This is a genomic window from uncultured Flavobacterium sp. (genome assembly GCF_963975005.1).
Taxonomy (GTDB): Bacteria; Bacteroidota; Bacteroidia; order Flavobacteriales; family Flavobacteriaceae; genus Flavobacterium.
The window spans coordinates 1-17,327 of record NZ_CAXBFR010000030.1; the positions used below are offsets into that span (position 1 = coordinate 1).

The window sequence follows — 17,327 nt, forward strand, 5'->3', positions numbered from 1 at the left end:
TCGATAAAAGACTAAACTTTGCAAGTACAAGACCATCTTTAAATTAAGACTAAAACCCCAATCTTGCCAAACGCCTGTTGGCAGATCGTTGCTTATTTTTCGATTAGGTTTAAAATTTCTTTTTCTAAATCTTCTTTAGTTATTCCGCCACTAATTTTATTTATAAGTTTTCCATTAGAATTATAAAAATATGTTGCTGGTCTTAACATTAATCCATATTTATCGAATGTTTTTGCACTTCGAAACATATTTAATTTATAACCTTTTTTTGCTTTAAATTTTTCTATTTTCGTCATTTCTTCATCAGAAATCATTACAAAATCAACTTTATCTCCATATTTTGCATTTAACTCATCAAATTCTGGAAATTCTTGCACACAAGGAACACACCAAGTAGCCCAAAAATTAATTATTATTGGTTTTCCAGTTTTAAGATTTACTTTTTCTGCTTTCGCATTTTCCAAGTCTAATTGAGCAAGTTCTATTGGTTTAATTGTAACATCATTCATCATTGATTTCATATTAAAATATCCATAAATCCCTATTCCGATAATTAATAAAACTCCAACTAAAAAACCTATTTTAAACATTTTTTTGTCCATAATTATTTAATATGTATTGTTCCAAAAATTAAATTAAAAATTACAACAAGTAAAATTATACTTGTTGCACCTGCCAAAATACCAACTATAAATCCTATTACTTTTTTCATTAAATTTTTGTTTAATTATTCATATTCAGTTTGTTTGAGTTTTTTCTGCAATGTCTGCCAACTCTTATATATACGAAACTAAAAACTATCTAAATTCGTAATGTACTGTTAATTAGTTATTTAAAAGAATATATATCAAAATACGAAATTCGTTTTTATTTTTTTATATTTTCTCATTAGTCAAATATATAAATTATTTTCTTACAAATTATCTAATGGACTAATTATTTTTCTTAAACTTAAATCTGTTACTTGTGTATATAATAAGGTGGTTTTTATATTGCTGTGTCCCAATAATTCTTGAATAAATCGAATGTCTGTTCCGTTTTCTAATAAGTGTGTGGCATAACTATGGCGCAAACTATGAACTCCTTGCTTTTTTGTAATGTTAGCTTTATCTAACGATTTTCTAAAAAATTGTTGCACACTCCTCGTTGTGTATTGTCCGCCATATTGTCCTTCAAACAAATATTCTTTGGGTTTGTACGCTATATAATAGGAGCGAAGCTGCTCTAAAACACTTTCGGGTAAATTGACATAACGATCTTTTTTTCCTTTGGCTCTCTCAATAAAAACACGCATTTCTATACTATCTATGTCATTTATTTTTAAATTTATGATTTCTGAAACTCTTAAGCCCATTCCATAAATTAATTTCAAAATAGTGTTATGCTTTAAGTTTGGTGTAGCTGCTAAAATTCTTTTAATTTCTTCTATATTAAATCCTTTCGGTAGTTTTAAATGTTTTTTTGGTCGCGGAATTTCTATGGCAAATTTTTCATAGTTAAGTACTTTTTCATAATAAAATTTTAAGGCATTTACACGACTATGTATGGTGTTTTCAGTCAGCTTTAATTTTGTAATGCAATACCAAACGTAGTTTTTTAAGTCTTCAGTTTTTAATTCTGTAGCTTCTCTGGGTTGAATATATATGAAAAATTGTATCAATTCACTGCAATAATTTCTTATTGTATTTTCACTGTAACCTTTTATTTGTATAGTTGCTTTAGTTTTTTTTATTTGGTTTTGATGAAATTCTGAAATTTTAGATGCTAAAAAAGAACTCATTTCTTTTTCAGGGGAAATTCCGAATTTTTCTCTATAAAATAGAACATCTGGAACATACCAGCATTTATGGGTTTTGCTGTATTTATGCCCAACCCAACTTTTAACTTCCTGGGTTAATAGATAGTTTTTTTCAAACTGAATGAAAATAACTTTTTGGTCATTGTGTGTTCCTAATTTAAAGGAAAATGCATTAGGCATATAATTGATTTTTTGGCGTTTAGTAACTCAAATTTAAACTATTTGTAGCTATAAATCAAAATTGTTTTTTAATTTTTTTTGGCTAATTTTACTTGAAATATATGAAATGGAATTTTTAAAGAAAATAAACTCAAAAGCAAAACAAGACACAGATTCTGGTTTTGGCACAAATGCTTCTAATTATGGTGGTCGCTTCTTTACAAAAAATGGTAATGCTAATGTTAAGAAAGTAGGTGTTGGTTTTGTAGAAAGCATCAGTTGGTTTCATACCATGCTCTCAATCCCAAGGTGGAAATTCTTGTTTATTATTTTGTTGTTCTACTTTGTTGTAAATCTGTTTTTTGCCACTTTGTATTATTTAATTGGTGTAGAACATTTAAATGGAATTTCTGCAGAAAATGACCTTGAAAAATTTGCTCAAGCGTTCTTTTTTAGTATTCAAACGTATACAACTGTTGGTTACGGACATATTAATCCTACTGGTTTTTATGCAAGTTTTGTTTCGTCTATAGAAGCCTTAATTGGTTTATTAACTTTTGCAATTGCTACAGGTTTGTTTTTTGGTAGATTTAGTAAACCAGAAGCTTTTATACGTTTTTCTCAAAACGCACTTATTGCTCCTTATGAAAATGGCATTGCTTTAATGGTTAGAATGGCTCCTTATAAAAACACTAATTTGTCTGAAGCAGAAGCCAGGATTACACTAGGCTTAAGTTTAGAAGAAAACGATAAATTAGTAAATAAATTCTATCAACTTGATTTAGAAATGGAAAAAATAAATTCTTTAACCTTAAGCTGGACTTTAGTTCATCCTATAACTAAGGAAAGTCCTCTTTATGGTTTTTCTAAAAATGACTTTGAAACCATTGATGGTGAAATTATCGTGTTTTTAAAAGTTTTTGATGATATGTATAGTAATCATGTAATGAAGCGTACTTCATTTACTTTTAAAGAAATTATCTATGGAGCAAAATTTAATTTAATGTATGATAGAAATACTGATGATACTAAAACCATTCTATATTTGGATAAACTAAATTCTTATGAAAAAGTTGTTCTCTAAAACAAAAAAGCACAATATATAATATCGTGCTTTTGTATTTTTATTAATAAGGTAAATTAAAAATTATCCACCCATTTTTTCTTGAAATTCTTCCATTGTTACTTTTTCAAATCCTTCAGGAACGATAAAGGCATCTTTTGATACAACTTTAAAAACTTCAGTTGCTTTTAATTCTAATATTGCTTCTGGTGTAGTGATTTTCATTTCTAAAGGAAATCCTTTTAATTTAGATTCTTTAGTAGAAGACATCATTTTTATATCATCAGTAATGTAAAATTCTCCTGTTTTATCGTCATTGTATGTTACAGTTGCTTTGTAGCATTTAAAACCAGCAATTTCTTTTGTTGCAGTTTTGTCGAAAGTAACCGTTGCAATATTATCTAAATCTGCCATGTCGACTCCTTTAGATGCTTTTTCGTCAATACCCGTAATTTCGTATTTGTTACCCATGGCATCCATCGTCATTTTTGTAGATTTTGGATCGTTGATTTTTTTGTAAATTTTGGTTAAAACCATTCCACCCATCATATCAACTTCTACAGCAACATTTTCATTGTCAAAATAGTTTGTCATTATGATGTCACCCATCATTGCCATTTGTTCGTTATCGCTAGTCATTTTGTATTTTACAACCCCACTAGTCATTACTTGACCGATTGAACTAATAGAAACTAATAGCAAAAGGCAAATTGAAATCTGTTTAATTTTTTTCATTTTGTTTAGTATAAAATTTTTTATAAATGTATTAAAAATAAATTAGATAACTTATTTCATCTTAAAATCTAATTTAATTTTTCTTCAGTAATATTTTTTCTTGAGAAAATTGATAAGATGCATCTAGAAATTCTATCATTTTGCTCCAATTTGCATTTGGTTCATACGAATGATAATAGCATTTAGCCGTAACAATTGATAGTTTATTGTTTTTAACTTCTGCTACAGTTTTAAAACTTCCTGTAACATTTTCTACAGTTACATTCAATTTTTCTAATCCTGCAACCGAGTAGCCTTCAGGAATATCTAGATTAATTGTGTATTCATAGCTTCTAGGAAAAATAGAATAAATGTTATTTGTTCGTTTACTTTCTTTATCTTCAATATCAACTTGAGATGAAATGAATTTTCCAATTTCAAGAATATAATTTGGACCAGCCTTTTTAATTAAACTATTAGTTATGATAAATTTTTCATCATAAGTTAAAGGATCATTTTTTCCAAATCTTCCATTGTTTTTGATTACAAGTTCGTGCTTATCTAACTTTATGCCATATTCTTGCTCAGCTTCAGTTTTAAATTTTTCATTTTTATTGTCTTTAATTTTCTTAATTAAAGCCTCATATTCTTTTTTGTACTGTTCTTTTTTCTTTTTATTACTAACCATGTCTAATAATGGTTTTGTGCCATATTTTTCATAATCTTCATTTACATAATCATAAAATAATATTTTAGATTCTTGCTCAAATTCTTTATTATGACCATATAATGAGGATGTTTTGGCTACATTAATTGTGTTGAAGTCAGAAGCTAAAGTTATATTTGTTGTAACTTTTGAAACATTGTCTTTATAAGTAGATTCAGGAAGTTTTATGCTTTCAATGTCATCTACTTTTCTGTTTTTGGATACTTTTAAGGCATATGCATCTGTGTTTTCAATTTCGTAGGCAAACATTTCAGGAGATGAATAAGGCGTGAATAATCCAAAATAAATTGGATTTTCAGTGTATATTTTTAAAAGAATCTTTGTATTACTTTGAATCAATATATCTTTAATTGGACCATTTTCTCTTCCAGTAGAAACGATGATGTCATAATCAATTCTGTTCTTTTTAAGGAATTGCATGAAATAATTTATAAAAGGCTGTTCTTTTGTAAAGAACGTTGGATTATAGCCATAAAGATCAAATGGATACATGATTTTAGCTTCATCAATCACAAAAGCTTCAACATATCTTGTGTAAAACTGATGTCTTGTGAAATAGTAAACTGCTTTAACTTTATCTTCTTGCGAATCAAATGTTTTTCCTTTTAAGAAATCATTAATTACATCAATATCACCATTTGGAAAGAATTTAGTGTTATAGAAATTAAAAATATCCTCTTTTGAAACAACAGATTTAACGATGCTTTCTTTCTCAGGCAAAAAGGCTTCTGCACGTTCTTCAAACTTTCCTGAACGAGCAAAAAATACTTGAAATTTATAACAAGGCAATTCAACTAAAGGCAAAAACCAACGCGGAAAATCATTTTTTGGAATGTCTTGTGCTTCTAATTCATATTTTCTTTCATTTCCTTTTTTTGTTGGAATTTCTTTTAATTTTGGTGCACCATTATATGTATTGAAGTTTACAAAAAAATCATTTTCTGTTTGAAAAATTAATTTGTAATTCATAATAGGATAAGTGCTTCCTAAAGTGCTTTCAACAGGATCAAAACCAAATGCTTCAATTGAATAAGAATTAGAAACATATTGACTATAAAAATCAATAATATCACCAATTTCAAGTCCTGAAACGGCAATTTTCTTGTAATTATCTACAATTTTAGCTTCTTTTTCAATGTCAATTTCTACTTCTTTTCCTGAAGGTTTAATGATTTTTATACCAACAGCACCATCTTTTTCAAATGAAAATTCAGAAAACTCTGTAACAGCAGCTTGGTCTAAAAGCTTTATACGTTTTCTATAGGATGATGTAAAGGTGACACTTTTACCAAATTTATGAAAGTCGTAATCTTCATATTTAATAATTTCAACAGCTGATTCGTTTTTGTATTTTTCAGGAATAGATGTGATTTTTTTGTAAGCATCATTTGCACCCCAAAAAAATTCTTTGACTTTGTTATTATCTTGTGCATTGGCAATAAAAAAATAGCCTAAAAATAGAAAAGTAAGTATTTTTTTCATGGAATTATGAATCTGATTTTATTTAGTTAAAACGATTTGTTCGGAGTAATTTTTTGTAAATTGTAAATGATTTTTTTTCCATTCTTCAAATTTTGAAGACTTTAGAATTGGCTTTTTGAAATCAAACATTTTATGGTAAACAATAGTGTTTCCTTTTACTTCATATTTTAATGAAATAGCATAATCTTCGTTGTTTATTTCAAAGTTTGTAGGAAGTTTTGATACTTTATAACCTGATGGAATCTCTAAAATAATTGTAATATCATCATGTGATTTATAATCGAACATAATGTCTTTTTTACGGTCTTTTAAATCCATGTATTTATATTCTTTGTCATAATCTAAATCAACATACATTTCATTATCAAAACTAGATACATGATTGGCTAATTTTGATTCATAAGAAATGTTTAATTTTTGATCTCTGTTATTTAAATCAGAGGTTATAATATTTGAAATGTTATAATTTTTATCATTTCCAGACAAAAACCATTTTAAGGCATCTTCTTTTTTATCATTTTTAACATTGTTGTATTGATATAGAAAAGTTGAACGACTTTCTCCAATAAATTCTTTGTTCACAGAACCCGTTAAATTTTCGTTTTCGATTTTGTAATTGGTTACAATTTTTTCAGAATTAGTTATTGATTTTTGAACGGGAATTTTGTCAATGATAAACTTGTTTCCGTCTTCAATTAGGACTTCTTTTCCCTGAATTCTTTCAGCATATTCACCAAATGAATTGAATTTTTCTGTTCCATCTAAAAAGTATTTTTTTCCGTCTTTTATTAAGGTACATATCATATGATTATCAACAGATAAAGAAGGAATACTATAGTCATAAGCAATATGATTTGTTCCAATCCAAGTTAATCTTGCATCAAAACCAGCTAATTTCAACATTTGTTTGGTAAGATTTGCCATTCCTTTGCAATCGCCATAACGTTTTTCAAAAACATTTTGAGAATCATCGGGTTTAAAACCTGCAATTCCGTCTTCAAAAGCAATATATCTTATGTTGTCTTGTACCCAATAATAGATGTTTTTAATTTTTTCGTCATCAGTTTTTGCATCTTTAGTCAATTCTTTTACCTTATTTGCGAAAATAGTTGGCTCGTCTTTCATAGAATCCACAAGAGATTTGTACCATTTATATAAATCAGCTGTACTGTTAAAAAGTGTATTCTTTTCTGCTTTTTCTGTATAGGATTTGGCAATAAATAAAACATGAGGATACATATAACTTGGTCCAGGTGAATTGTCTTCTTTAACAGATGGGTCAATGTTTTTTATGACATATTTATAAATTGTATTCTCTCCATCAGGAGTTATAGTTTTTTTAATGTCATGAGAATTAAAGTTGAATTCTTTAATTTCTAATTCCAACCATTTTGGAACTTTAATTGTTATTGATTTTTCAATTACTGGATATTCATCATTAAAGTAAATGCTTGTAAAGTATTTAATATCTCTAATTTTCTTTTCCATTTCATAATCATACGAATAGCCTTGAACAGGAAAGTCTAATTGAACATGTTTAACTTTGGCATCATTATAAAACAAATCGTTGCTTTTGTAAAACTCTTCTTTTGGATAAAAAGCAGCTATTTTGTTATTTCTATATTTTATAGTAAACGTTTTTATTTCAGATTCACTATCATAAAACTCATATTTTGAAATATCAGCTCTGTGATTAATGTTCATTAAATTTTCATTTATTTTATAATTGACTTCAACTGAATTAATACTTTTATTAATGGAAAAACTCACGTTTTCCTCACTTTTTAGAATAACAATATCGGATTTGTCATATTTTACTCTTAACGATTTAGCTAGCTTAATATCTTCAGGAGTAGGATCAATGTTTTTTTGAGCAGAAGCAAAAAATCCAGTGAAAAGGATGCATATAAATACTATTTTTTTCATAAGTCACAAATAAGTTACAATGATATAAAAAAACAAGATATGTATTACAAAAAAAATAGCCTTTTATAATTAAAAGGCTATTTTTTTTTAAATGATTGACTATTTTAATTTTTCTTCAAAAAGCTTTCAGAATATTTTGTGCCCTCTTCTGTTTGTATCGTTAAAATATATAAACCTTCAGCTAAATCTTCTACAGAAATTGTATCGTTTTCATAAATAATGTTTTTTACAATTTTTCCTTGAGTAGTATAGATTGAAATGTTTTTAATACTTAGTTGACTTGCATTAGAAATTGAAAGCGTTTTTGATGTTGGATTTGGATAAATAATGATTTTATTTAATTCAGAATTCACAACACTTAAAGGACTAGAGCCTTCAACTACTGTCAGAGCTTGATTACTAGACGGATTATTAATCACATCAACAGTTCCTGAAGGCCAATGAATCATAACTTGTGTTATTGCAGTCTCTGTTCCAATTCCAAAATGAGCATTCATTGTGCTTTGATGGCTAAATCCGTGTCCACTTCTTATTTCTCTAATTTGTTTTCCCCATGCCCCATAAATTTCTACTCTTGTTCCAATTCCATTTCTATTGCTGGCAACTCCTTGAAGATTTACTTTTATCCAGTTGTTTGCATTAGGAACATTATAATAAACATTTCCACCGTATTGAACATCTAAAAAACCATCGTTGTTTAAATCTCCAATTCCTCCTTCACTGAAAGATAAATCATATCCAGTAAAAGTTAAATCACCGTTGTTTAAATAAATTTCTTTTCCATTTTGCCAAAAGAAATCTACCCAACCATCGTTATTAAAATCAGCGGCTTGTACTTCCCAAGAACCAACTTGTGCGGCTATTCCAGTTGTTGTATAAATGTCTGTAAATGTTCCATCACCATTATTTATAAAGAATTTATTGGTGTCTGAAATGTTTGATAATAGGAAATCCATATCACCATCATTGTCAAAATCTTCAATAGCTGTTGACCAAGATTGTGAACCATCATTTAATCCTGCAATTGCACCAGATTCTGTAAATGTTCCGTTACCATTATTTTTATATAATAAATTAATTCTTTGTGGATCACCAACAGGAGCAGCCACATCATGACAAGCCCATAAATCTAAATTACCATCATTATTTATATCTACGAAATTAGCTCTTTGAGTAAAAATATTTTGAGGATAAGATACTTCAGTATAATTTGTACCAGTTGCATTTGCTTTTACAATGGTTAACCTACTTGAACCTCCAAAAACTATATCATTAAATCCATTTCGGTCATAATCTCCAGCTGTAATGCTCCAACTTGGAGTTGTTGTTAATCCAGGTAAAGAAATTGTTGAAGAAACAAATCCACCACTAGTTTGTTGATGTAAAATTGTCATTGAAGTAGCTCCAACAGTTACAATATCATCTAAATAATCGCCATTCATATCTACAACACAGCAAATAGTTGAACTTGAAGAAATTGATTGTTGTGTAAAATTAATTGGTAATACAACAATAGGTGTTTCTATTATTTCAAAATCAAAACCAGCCGAACTCCATCGATTATCAAAGGCTATATAATATGTTGTTCCTGCTGTAACATTAAATGTTACTGTTGATAAATACGAATTTGTATTTCCACTATTGCATTGTAAAACACCTGAGTCATCATCACCAGCAATACATGATAAGCTTGAACATGCTCCTCCGTAAATATGTAATCTAGTGTCTTTACAAATATTAGCGGCTAAATCTGTTGTTACAGTAACGGTATAAGCTTGTGTTGGAATATATTTATACCATTCACCAGCAGTGGGATTTCCAGATCCAATACAATCAGGAGTTGGAATTTGAGTTCCGTTTACAGCCGCAACTGTATGTGTTCCAACTCCAATAGTTGGTGCAGTTGCACAAGTATCTTGAGCAAATGTTAATTGGATGCTTATTAAAAAGTAAAAAAGTGAAGTAATTTTTTTCATGATTTTATGTTTTTTTAGTGACAATCTGCGGGTAAAGAATTTATCCAATCACTAATTAATTGTATTCCCTCATTATGAATTACTGTGCGGCCTATTATAGGCATCATTGTAGCACCTTCTGTTGTATTCATTCTGTGGATTAACTCGGAATGATTAGCATCACCACCGTTTATTACAAAAGGGCCATTTTCTATATAAAATAAAGGTGTCATGCAAACTCCGAAAGTGTCTAAATTAGTATTGCTGAAATTAAATCGCATACTAACATAATCACAATGTCCACCAGTTCTATGGCAATGTGCACAATTGACATCTATATAAGATCGTGCTCTTTGTTCTAATGTTTTTGAAGTATCATTCCAATCGACAGCTGAGTAAATTGTTGAAGTATTTGGGACATCATTCCCTAAAAAACCTAAACTTTTCCATTTAGCAATTTGGTTTTGACTTCCGGTTGAATAATTATAATTGGTATTTAAATTTTGAGGTTTTGGGCCAATTGGAATAGTTATTTCTCCACCAGTTGTTTGGTTAGGATTTATTTTATGACAAGTTAAACATTCCGTTTGAGAAGGTGTTTTATAAGTTGTGGTTTTTGTAATGCCATTTTCTTTCCATTCAATAGGAATAAACACTCCTTGTTCAACGGTGTCTAAAAACGCTTCTGTTTGTTCAGTATTCCAAATATAGTCGTAAGCTTTCCAACCATCAGATTTTCTTATGAGTAATCTAGTTTCAATTATTTTTCTTGTGTTGTTTGGTTGAACATTGTCATAATAAAAGGTTTTTAAAAGAGCCGTTCCTACTGGAAATTCAAATACATTGTCATCTCCATTATAAGTAGCTGTTGTTCCATTTGGCAACCAAACGAAACGCATTTTATGCGCATAATCAGCAAACAAAGATGAAGCTGGTTCATAAGGCAAAACGCCTGTTGTAGGCTCATGATTTTTTAGATCATTTTTAAAAAAATGGTAGTCAGATAATTTTAAATAAGGTACTTCTGCTAAATTTACAGCAACAGGTATTTCTGCAATAGGTATTTCAATATATACATCATTTTCATCTGAAGAACATGAAATAAAAGTTAAACTAAGAAAAAGAATTATTAAATAGTAGATTTTATTCATTTTGTAAAAATTAAGATTGTATAACAAATATAATTTTTTTTGAGACAAAATGAATTAAATCTAAACTTAATTTATAGTAATTGTTATTTAATCAGCAACTTAACGTTGTAATTTGATAGATTGTCAAGTGATTTTTCTGATGTATGATCAAATTTGTCTTCTAGAATTTTATTTTTTTTCTTTTGATTAATTCGAATGACACAATCATAAAAACGTCTAACATCTTCTAAGTTTGAAAGGATTAATGTGGGAACTTTTGCATTATTTCCTTCTTCATCTTTTGCAACCATTGTAATATAACTTGAGTTACAATGTCTTATTATTCCAGTTTTAATGTTTTCTGAAACAACACGAATTCCAACTACCATTGAACTATTACCAACGTAATTGACAGATGCTTTTAAGGTCAAAAGTTCTCCGATTTCAACTGGATTTAAAAAATCTACAGTATCAACAGAAGCTGTTACACAATATAAACCCGAATATTTGGAAGCACTTGCAAATGCAATTTGATCCATCAATTGCAATAAATAACCACCATGAATCTTTCCACTAAAATTGGAATGTGAAGGTAGCATTAATTCTGTAAAAGTTATCTTAGAATTGTTAACGGTATTAGTTTTTTCTGTCATGTTTAATTGTTAAAATGGGGAGATTTTTCGGCATAAACGTTTTTTATAAAATAGCGAGTATCACCCCACCAAAAAAATGTTCTATAGCGTTCCACGTATTCAACTTTTACATATTGACCTTGTAGCTCTTTTAATTTCTCAATGGCTTCTGGATTATTGTCCATTACTGAAAAAGAGAAAATTTGAGCACCAGAAATTCCTTGACTGATTTCTCCTTCCCAAGTTTTTACAACGTATCCTTTTGTACTTATTTTGATTAATTCACCCGAACGAATTCCTTCACTATAAGGGACATAGTAAACAAATGTGAAATAACCAGCCATAAACAACACTATAAATAATGTACTGTAAAGTAATACTTTTTTAAATTTGCTCATAATTCTCTTCGTTATCTATTAAATTTTCTTCTAATTCGTTTGCTCTTTTTAATAAGGGTTCAGGCAAAGCTTTTTTGGCTTTTGCTCCCATTTTTTTTAATTTTTCAACACTTGTAACCAAATTACCTTTTCCTTCAACTAGCTTATTCATAGCATTTCCGTATTCAGATTTGGCTTCATCCATTTTCTTTCCAATCTTAATTAAATCAGAAACAAATCCTTCAAATTTATCATATAATGCTCCAGCTTGTCGTGCAATTTCAATAGCGTTTTCTTGCTGCTTTTGATTTGTCCACATGCTATCAATTGTACGTAATGTTGCTAATAGAGTAGTGGGTGTTACTATTACAATATTTTTTTCAAAAGCTTTATTATATAAGGTATTATCGTCATTTAACGCTAATGCAAAAGCAGGTTCAATTGGAATAAAAAGTAAGACAAAATCTGGACTTTCCATTTGATAAATATCTTGGTAATTTTTAGCACTTAATTGTTCCACATGACGTTTAATCGAAGTCACGTGTTCTTTTAAGTATAAGGCTTTTAAAGCATCATCTTCTTCATTTACAAATCGTTCATAACCAGTTAAAGATACTTTTGAATCGACAACCATTTTCTTTCCATCAGGTAAATTAATTATTACATCAGGAAGAACTCTCGTTCCTTCTTCATTGGTGAAGCTTTGTTGTACTTCATATTCACGACCTTTTTCTAAACCTGATTTTTCTAGAACTCTTTCTAAAACTAATTCACCCCAATTACCTTGCAATTTGCTATCACCTTTTAAGGCTTTTGTTAGGTTAATAGTTTCTTTACTCATTTTTTCATTCATATCACGTAAACCCAAAATTTGTTGACGTAATGCTGCATGATAATCAATACTTTCTTTATGAGTGTCTTCTACTTTTTTCTCGAAATGAAGAATTTTTTCTTGCAAAGGAGAAAGAATATTTTTCATATTCTCTTTGTTCTGCTCTGTGAATTTATTTGATTTTTCTTCTAAAATTTTGTTGGCTAAATTTTCAAATTCTTTGGTGAATTTTTCTTGAAGTTGTTCTACTTCTTGTTTTTGCTCTTTGTTGCGTTCCCAAAGATTTTCAAAGTCTACTTCTTTTTTAGATAATTGAATGGATAAAACTTCTTTTTCTGTACGAATCGTTTCTTTTTCGTTATTCACTTGAAGTAGCGTTTTTTCAAACTGTGTTTTATCAGAAATAGATTGATTTTTAAGTGCTTCTATTTGATTTGTCAATCCGTTCACTTTTTCTTCTAAACCTGATTTTTCAGATTGTGATTGCGCTTTTAAAAGTAATTTTCCAATAAAAAAACCAATAGCTAAAGCTACTAGAAATGTGATAAGAATAAGTAACGAATCATTCATATATTAAAATTTATGTAAAGTTACTAAAATAATCAGATTTTTGGATAGTAGATGTTCAGATATTGAGAACTTTCGATTTTTTACTTCTGCGTTCAAAAATCGTTAATCAACAATTATCAATCTTTTGACTTATTAATGTATTTTTGCTGAAATTCATTTTATGATGCATCATCATTTTCTACTACACAAACCACACAGTTATCTGAGTCAATTTATCTATGAACAAAAACGTAAAAAGCGTTTGTTGGGAGAATTATTTGATTTTCCTGAAGGTACAATGGCAATTGGTCGTTTAGATGAAGACTCAGAAGGTTTATTGTTTTTAACTACAGACGGAAAAGTTAGTGCAGATGTTAGAAGTAAAAAAGTGGAGAAAGAATATTATGCTCAAGTTGATGGAATTATAACGCAAGAAGCAGTTAATGAAATGACAAATGGTGTAGAAATTGGAATAAATGGTTCCAAATATTTGACACGAAATTGCAAAGCTCATTTAATTCCAACTTTACCTGATTATATTGGAGAAGGAAGAAGAATTCGTGATGAAAGACATGGGCCAACGAGTTGGGTTTCCCTAACTTTGACAGAAGGGAAGTTTAGACAAGTCAGAAAAATGACTGCAGCAGTTGGTTTTCCAACATTACGGTTAGTCAGAATTAGAATAGGAAGTACTTCTTTGCAAGGTTTAAATACTGGTGAAGTTCTAGAAGTAGAAAAATTTGATATATAAATTGCCGTTCGGCTTTAGCCAACGGTTTAGTTTTTAAAAATATGCTAAATATAGTTTTAATAGAACCCGAAATACCAAACAACACAGGAAATATCGGACGATTATGTGTTGGAACTGAGAGTCGTTTGCATTTAATTCACCCGTTTGGATTTGAAATTAATGACAAGAATTTAAAACGTTCTGGTTTGGATTATTGGGTGCATTTAGATTGGAAAGAATATCAATCTGTAGCAGAATGGAAAGACCAAATTCCTGATTTGTCAAGAGTTTTTTTAATGAGTTCTCATGCTGAAAAATCCTATTTAGAACAAGAATTTCATGATGGTGATTGGTTGGTTTTTGGAAAAGAAAGTGTTGGTTTGAGTGAAGAAGTTCTAGCTCAGTTTTCTAATTATTTAAAAATTCCAATTTCTGAACATGTACGAAGTTACAATTTAGCGAATTCGGTTACTTTTTTAATTGGAGAAGCAAAAAGACAGATTGCTTTAAATAAATAAGCCTGAATTTTCCAGGCTTATTTATTTGAATTACTTAAAAAGTTCGTCAAAGAAAATTTTCATCGCTTCCCAACTTCTTTTATCTGCTTTTTCGTTATATGCTGCACCTTTGCTATTGTCTGTTCCAGCATCTTTATGTGTAAAAGCATGAACAGCATTTGCATAAATATTTAATTGCCAATCTGCTTTTGAGGTTCTCATTTCGTCTTCAAAGGCACTGACTTCTTTCGCAGGAACATAAGGATCATCTGCACCATGTAAAGCTAACACTTTTGCTGTTATTGGTTTAGCTAATCGATTCCCATCTTTTCCTAAACCACCATGAAAAGAAACGACTCCTTTCACTTTTAAGCCACCACGAGCAGCTTCAATGGCACCTGTTCCTCCAAAGCAATACCCAATTACTGCAATCTCATCTGGATTTGCACCAGCTTTAACTAATTGCTCAATTGCTAATTGAATTCTGTTTTGATAAGAAGCAAAATTTGTTTTATAATAACCGGCTAATTTTCCTGCTTCATCTGTGTTTTCTGGTTTGTTTCCTTGACCATAAACATCAGCAACAAAAGAATAATATCCTAATTCTGCTAATTTTTCAGCACTTTCTTTTTCGTGATCGCTTATTCCCATCCAAGCATGTAAAACAATTACACCTGCTTTTTTAGCATTTGGTTTAGTTGGAGAAGCTAAAAAACCTTCTAGTTTTTGATTTCCGTCTGAATAGGCAACGGTTTTTAATTGCGCTTGTGTGTAAATAGTTGAAAATAAAAGAACTATTGCACTTATTTGTTTAATTCCCATAATTTAATTTTTTTCTAAATTACAAATTCTTTAGTGATTTACAATTAAACAAAATGTAAGATTTATTTAATATTAAATTTTCCATGAGAAGCATCAAATTGAATGTTTTCATTTTTAAAAATAGCATTAAAAACACCATCTTCAATTAATTTGCAAGGTTGGTTTTGAAGTATTTCATTTGCAGTAATGACAATCATTTCGTCACAAAGTTGAATGGCTAAATCAATATCGTGAGTTGAATATAAAATGGTTTTGCCAGTTTCGTGTGTTAGTTTTTGCAATAATTTTAATAAGGTGACTTTATGAACTAAATCTAAATGTGTAGTTGGTTCGTCTAAAATTATCAAGTTTGTGTCTTGTGCTAAAGCTCTTGCTATTAAAGTTTTTTGCAATTGACCATCGCTAATTTCGAAATGTTTTTTATGTTGAAACGAATTGATTTCAGTCATATTGATGGCTTCATCAATTTTATTTTTGTCCTCTAAAGTTAGTTTCCCTAACCAATTAGTGTATGGTTGTCTTCCTAAAGCCACAATTTCATAAACGGTTAAATTGCTTGGAGGCAAATGTTCGGTTAGAACGATGCTTAATTCTTTGGCCAAATCTTCAGGTTTGTAATTTTCAATCGATTTTTCATTGATTAAGACATTTCCTTCTATAGGTTTTAGAATTCCTGTTATGGTTTTTAGTAGCGTTGATTTTCCAATTCCGTTAGCACCAATTAATCCAATTAATTTTCCAGCCGGTAAATTGATGTTTAGATTTTTGGCAATAGTTGTTGTGTTGGACTTGTTTTTGTATCCAATTGTTAGGTTTGTTGTATGTAGGACTTTTTTATTCAAATTACAAAATCTATGTTTCTATGTGTTTCAAAATAAATCAACTAAAACTTCGTTTACGAACCAATAGCCAAATAACAATTGGTGCTCCAATCATAGAAGTTACTGCATTTATAGGTAATGTTAAATCACTTCCAGGTAACTGAGCAATGATATCACAAAACAATAAAATGATAGCTCCCAATAAAATTGTACTCCAAAACAAAGTGAAATGATTACTCGTTTGAAAAATCAATTTTGCCATGTGTGGAACTGCTAATCCAATGAATGCAATTGGCCCAACAAAAGCTGTAATACTTCCAGCTAAGATACTAGTTGCGATTATGATTAGAATTCGTGTTCTTTTGAAATTTATTCCTAAGCTATTTGCATATTTTTCTCCTAAGAGCAATGCATCTAATGGTTTGATGACTAAAAAGCTAATGCTTAATCCAATAAATGTCAGTAGTGCTAATAGACTGACTTCATTCCAACTTAAATTTGCTAAACTTCCTAAGGACCAAAAGGTGAATTTCTGAAGTTGCTCAGCTGTTGAAAAATAAGTTAAAACGGAAACTATTGCACTAGTGAAACTTCCAAACATTAATCCGACAATTAAAATTGCCATGGTATCTTTAAGCTTCTTGGAAACTAATAAAACAGCCATTAAAACCAAAGCACTTCCTAAACCAGAAGCAACTACAATTCCGTATGAAGTCAGAAATATTTCAGATAAAAATGAGGGTAAAATTCCAGCTCCTAAAATCACAAAAGCAACACCTAAACTTGCTCCGGAACTTAATCCTAAAACATAAGGTCCAGCTAATGGGTTTCTAAATAAAGTTTGCATTAATAATCCACTTATAGAAAGTGCCATTCCGACTAAAATTGCAGTAAATGCTTTTGGTAAACGAAAATTATAAAGAATGATTTCCCAGCTTTCCTTATTCATTTTTTGGCTAAAAATTCCTTTTAAAATTTCTTCGTTTGGAATTGCAACAGAACCTAAACTAATATTCACAAAAAACAAAAGTACTAAGGCAACAAGAAGTGCTATAAATAGTATAAAGTGTTTATTGGAATTTGGCATTAGTAAAAATGAGTTTTTAAAGCAAT

Annotated in this window: 16 protein-coding genes; 3 read left to right on the forward strand and 13 right to left on the reverse strand. The window is 29.4% G+C overall.

Annotated elements, in window-relative coordinates; translation table 11 throughout:
* Nucleotides 1–92 precede the first annotated feature (92 nt).
* The gene (locus AACZ53_RS05485) at nt 93–590 is read right to left on the reverse strand and encodes a TlpA disulfide reductase family protein (protein WP_339835557.1); all 498 of its coding nucleotides are present in this window, start codon (nt 588–590) and stop codon (nt 93–95) included.
* A 323-nt stretch (nt 591–913) separates the two neighbouring features.
* On the reverse strand, nt 914–1,978 hold the full coding sequence (locus AACZ53_RS05490) for a tyrosine-type recombinase/integrase (protein ID WP_339835560.1): 1,065 nt from the start codon (nt 1,976–1,978) through the stop codon (nt 914–916).
* 106 nt (nt 1,979–2,084) lie between these two features.
* Between AACZ53_RS05490 and AACZ53_RS05495 the strand changes: the two genes are divergently transcribed.
* The gene (locus tag AACZ53_RS05495; protein WP_026716997.1) at nt 2,085–3,041 is read left to right on the forward strand and encodes an ion channel; all 957 of its coding nucleotides are present in this window, start codon (nt 2,085–2,087) and stop codon (nt 3,039–3,041) included.
* Between the two features lie 63 nt (nt 3,042–3,104).
* Here AACZ53_RS05495 and AACZ53_RS05500 read toward each other — a convergent pair whose 3' ends face one another.
* The 8 genes from AACZ53_RS05500 to rmuC form a co-directional block, all read right to left on the reverse strand.
* A complete protein-coding gene (locus AACZ53_RS05500) occupies nt 3,105–3,755 on the reverse strand; it encodes a hypothetical protein (protein ID WP_339835565.1) in 651 nt (216 codons plus the stop codon).
* A gap of 73 nt (nt 3,756–3,828) precedes the next feature.
* Nucleotides 3,829–5,943 (reverse strand): hypothetical protein, encoded by a 2,115-nt coding sequence (locus AACZ53_RS05505; RefSeq protein ID WP_339835567.1) that lies wholly within the window; start codon nt 5,941–5,943, stop codon nt 3,829–3,831.
* An 18-nt stretch (nt 5,944–5,961) separates the two neighbouring features.
* The gene (locus AACZ53_RS05510) at nt 5,962–7,869 is read right to left on the reverse strand and encodes a transglutaminase domain-containing protein (RefSeq protein WP_339835570.1); all 1,908 of its coding nucleotides are present in this window, start codon (nt 7,867–7,869) and stop codon (nt 5,962–5,964) included.
* 104 nt (nt 7,870–7,973) lie between these two features.
* On the reverse strand, nt 7,974–9,845 hold the full coding sequence (locus AACZ53_RS05515) for an FG-GAP-like repeat-containing protein (protein WP_339835572.1): 1,872 nt from the start codon (nt 9,843–9,845) through the stop codon (nt 7,974–7,976).
* A 14-nt stretch (nt 9,846–9,859) separates the two neighbouring features.
* A complete protein-coding gene (locus tag AACZ53_RS05520; RefSeq protein WP_339835575.1) occupies nt 9,860–10,975 on the reverse strand; it encodes a hypothetical protein in 1,116 nt (371 codons plus the stop codon).
* Nucleotides 10,976–11,058: 83 nt separating this feature from the next.
* Complete coding sequence (locus tag AACZ53_RS05525) at nt 11,059–11,607, reverse strand: acyl-CoA thioesterase (RefSeq protein WP_026717003.1); 549 nt, start codon at nt 11,605–11,607, stop codon at nt 11,059–11,061.
* A 2-nt stretch (nt 11,608–11,609) separates the two neighbouring features.
* Nucleotides 11,610–11,930: a 6-phosphogluconate dehydrogenase gene (locus tag AACZ53_RS05530; RefSeq protein WP_084518951.1), complete on the reverse strand. Its 321-nt coding sequence runs from the start codon at nt 11,928–11,930 to the stop codon at nt 11,610–11,612.
* Nucleotides 11,931–11,970: 40 nt separating this feature from the next.
* A complete protein-coding gene (gene rmuC, locus AACZ53_RS05535; protein ID WP_339835577.1) occupies nt 11,971–13,365 on the reverse strand; it encodes a DNA recombination protein RmuC in 1,395 nt (464 codons plus the stop codon).
* A 163-nt stretch (nt 13,366–13,528) separates the two neighbouring features.
* Here rmuC and AACZ53_RS05540 point away from each other — a divergent pair, with 163 nt between their 5' ends.
* The gene (locus tag AACZ53_RS05540; protein WP_339835618.1) at nt 13,529–14,095 is read left to right on the forward strand and encodes a pseudouridine synthase; all 567 of its coding nucleotides are present in this window, start codon (nt 13,529–13,531) and stop codon (nt 14,093–14,095) included.
* Nucleotides 14,096–14,136: 41 nt separating this feature from the next.
* Complete coding sequence (locus AACZ53_RS05545) at nt 14,137–14,592, forward strand: tRNA (cytidine(34)-2'-O)-methyltransferase (RefSeq protein WP_339835579.1); 456 nt, start codon at nt 14,137–14,139, stop codon at nt 14,590–14,592.
* 30 nt (nt 14,593–14,622) lie between these two features.
* On the opposite strand, the gene AACZ53_RS05550 is transcribed toward AACZ53_RS05545, so the two are convergent.
* From AACZ53_RS05550 to AACZ53_RS05560, 3 genes are all read right to left on the reverse strand, one after another.
* On the reverse strand, nt 14,623–15,393 hold the full coding sequence (locus AACZ53_RS05550; protein WP_339835581.1) for a dienelactone hydrolase family protein: 771 nt from the start codon (nt 15,391–15,393) through the stop codon (nt 14,623–14,625).
* Nucleotides 15,394–15,455: 62 nt separating this feature from the next.
* Nucleotides 15,456–16,235 carry an ABC transporter ATP-binding protein gene (locus AACZ53_RS05555; RefSeq protein WP_339835583.1) on the reverse strand — a complete coding sequence of 260 codons (780 nt, stop codon included), beginning with the start codon at nt 16,233–16,235 and terminating at the stop codon, nt 15,456–15,458.
* Nucleotides 16,236–16,272: 37 nt separating this feature from the next.
* Entirely contained in the window at nt 16,273–17,301 is a 1,029-nt protein-coding gene (locus tag AACZ53_RS05560) for an iron ABC transporter permease (RefSeq protein ID WP_339835585.1), read from the reverse strand.
* Between the last annotated feature and the right edge of the window lie 26 nt (nt 17,302–17,327).

Excerpts from the sequence above, each read along its gene's own strand:
- rmuC (WP_339835577.1), bottom strand. The coding sequence starts at position 13,365 with ATGAATGATTCGTTACTTATTCTTATCACATTTCTAGTAGCTTTAGCT.
- AACZ53_RS05505 (WP_339835567.1), bottom strand. The coding sequence starts at position 5,943 with ATGAAAAAAATACTTACTTTTCTATTTTTAGGCTATTTTTTTATTGCC.
- AACZ53_RS05500 (WP_339835565.1), bottom strand. The coding sequence starts at position 3,755 with ATGAAAAAAATTAAACAGATTTCAATTTGCCTTTTGCTATTAGTTTCT.
- AACZ53_RS05485 (WP_339835557.1), bottom strand. The coding sequence starts at position 590 with ATGTTTAAAATAGGTTTTTTAGTTGGAGTTTTATTAATTATCGGAATA.
- AACZ53_RS05530 (WP_084518951.1), bottom strand. The coding sequence starts at position 11,930 with ATGGCTGGTTATTTCACATTTGTTTACTATGTCCCTTATAGTGAAGGA.
- AACZ53_RS05550 (WP_339835581.1), bottom strand. The coding sequence starts at position 15,393 with ATGGGAATTAAACAAATAAGTGCAATAGTTCTTTTATTTTCAACTATT.
- AACZ53_RS05520 (WP_339835575.1), bottom strand. The coding sequence starts at position 10,975 with ATGAATAAAATCTACTATTTAATAATTCTTTTTCTTAGTTTAACTTTT.
- AACZ53_RS05495 (WP_026716997.1), top strand. The coding sequence starts at position 2,085 with ATGGAATTTTTAAAGAAAATAAACTCAAAAGCAAAACAAGACACAGAT.
- AACZ53_RS05560 (WP_339835585.1), bottom strand. The coding sequence starts at position 17,301 with ATGCCAAATTCCAATAAACACTTTATACTATTTATAGCACTTCTTGTT.
- AACZ53_RS05525 (WP_026717003.1), bottom strand. The coding sequence starts at position 11,607 with ATGACAGAAAAAACTAATACCGTTAACAATTCTAAGATAACTTTTACA.
- AACZ53_RS05490 (WP_339835560.1), bottom strand. The coding sequence starts at position 1,978 with ATGCCTAATGCATTTTCCTTTAAATTAGGAACACACAATGACCAAAAA.
- AACZ53_RS05545 (WP_339835579.1), top strand. The coding sequence starts at position 14,137 with ATGCTAAATATAGTTTTAATAGAACCCGAAATACCAAACAACACAGGA.
- AACZ53_RS05510 (WP_339835570.1), bottom strand. The coding sequence starts at position 7,869 with ATGAAAAAAATAGTATTTATATGCATCCTTTTCACTGGATTTTTTGCT.
- AACZ53_RS05515 (WP_339835572.1), bottom strand. The coding sequence starts at position 9,845 with ATGAAAAAAATTACTTCACTTTTTTACTTTTTAATAAGCATCCAATTA.
- AACZ53_RS05540 (WP_339835618.1), top strand. The coding sequence starts at position 13,529 with ATGCATCATCATTTTCTACTACACAAACCACACAGTTATCTGAGTCAA.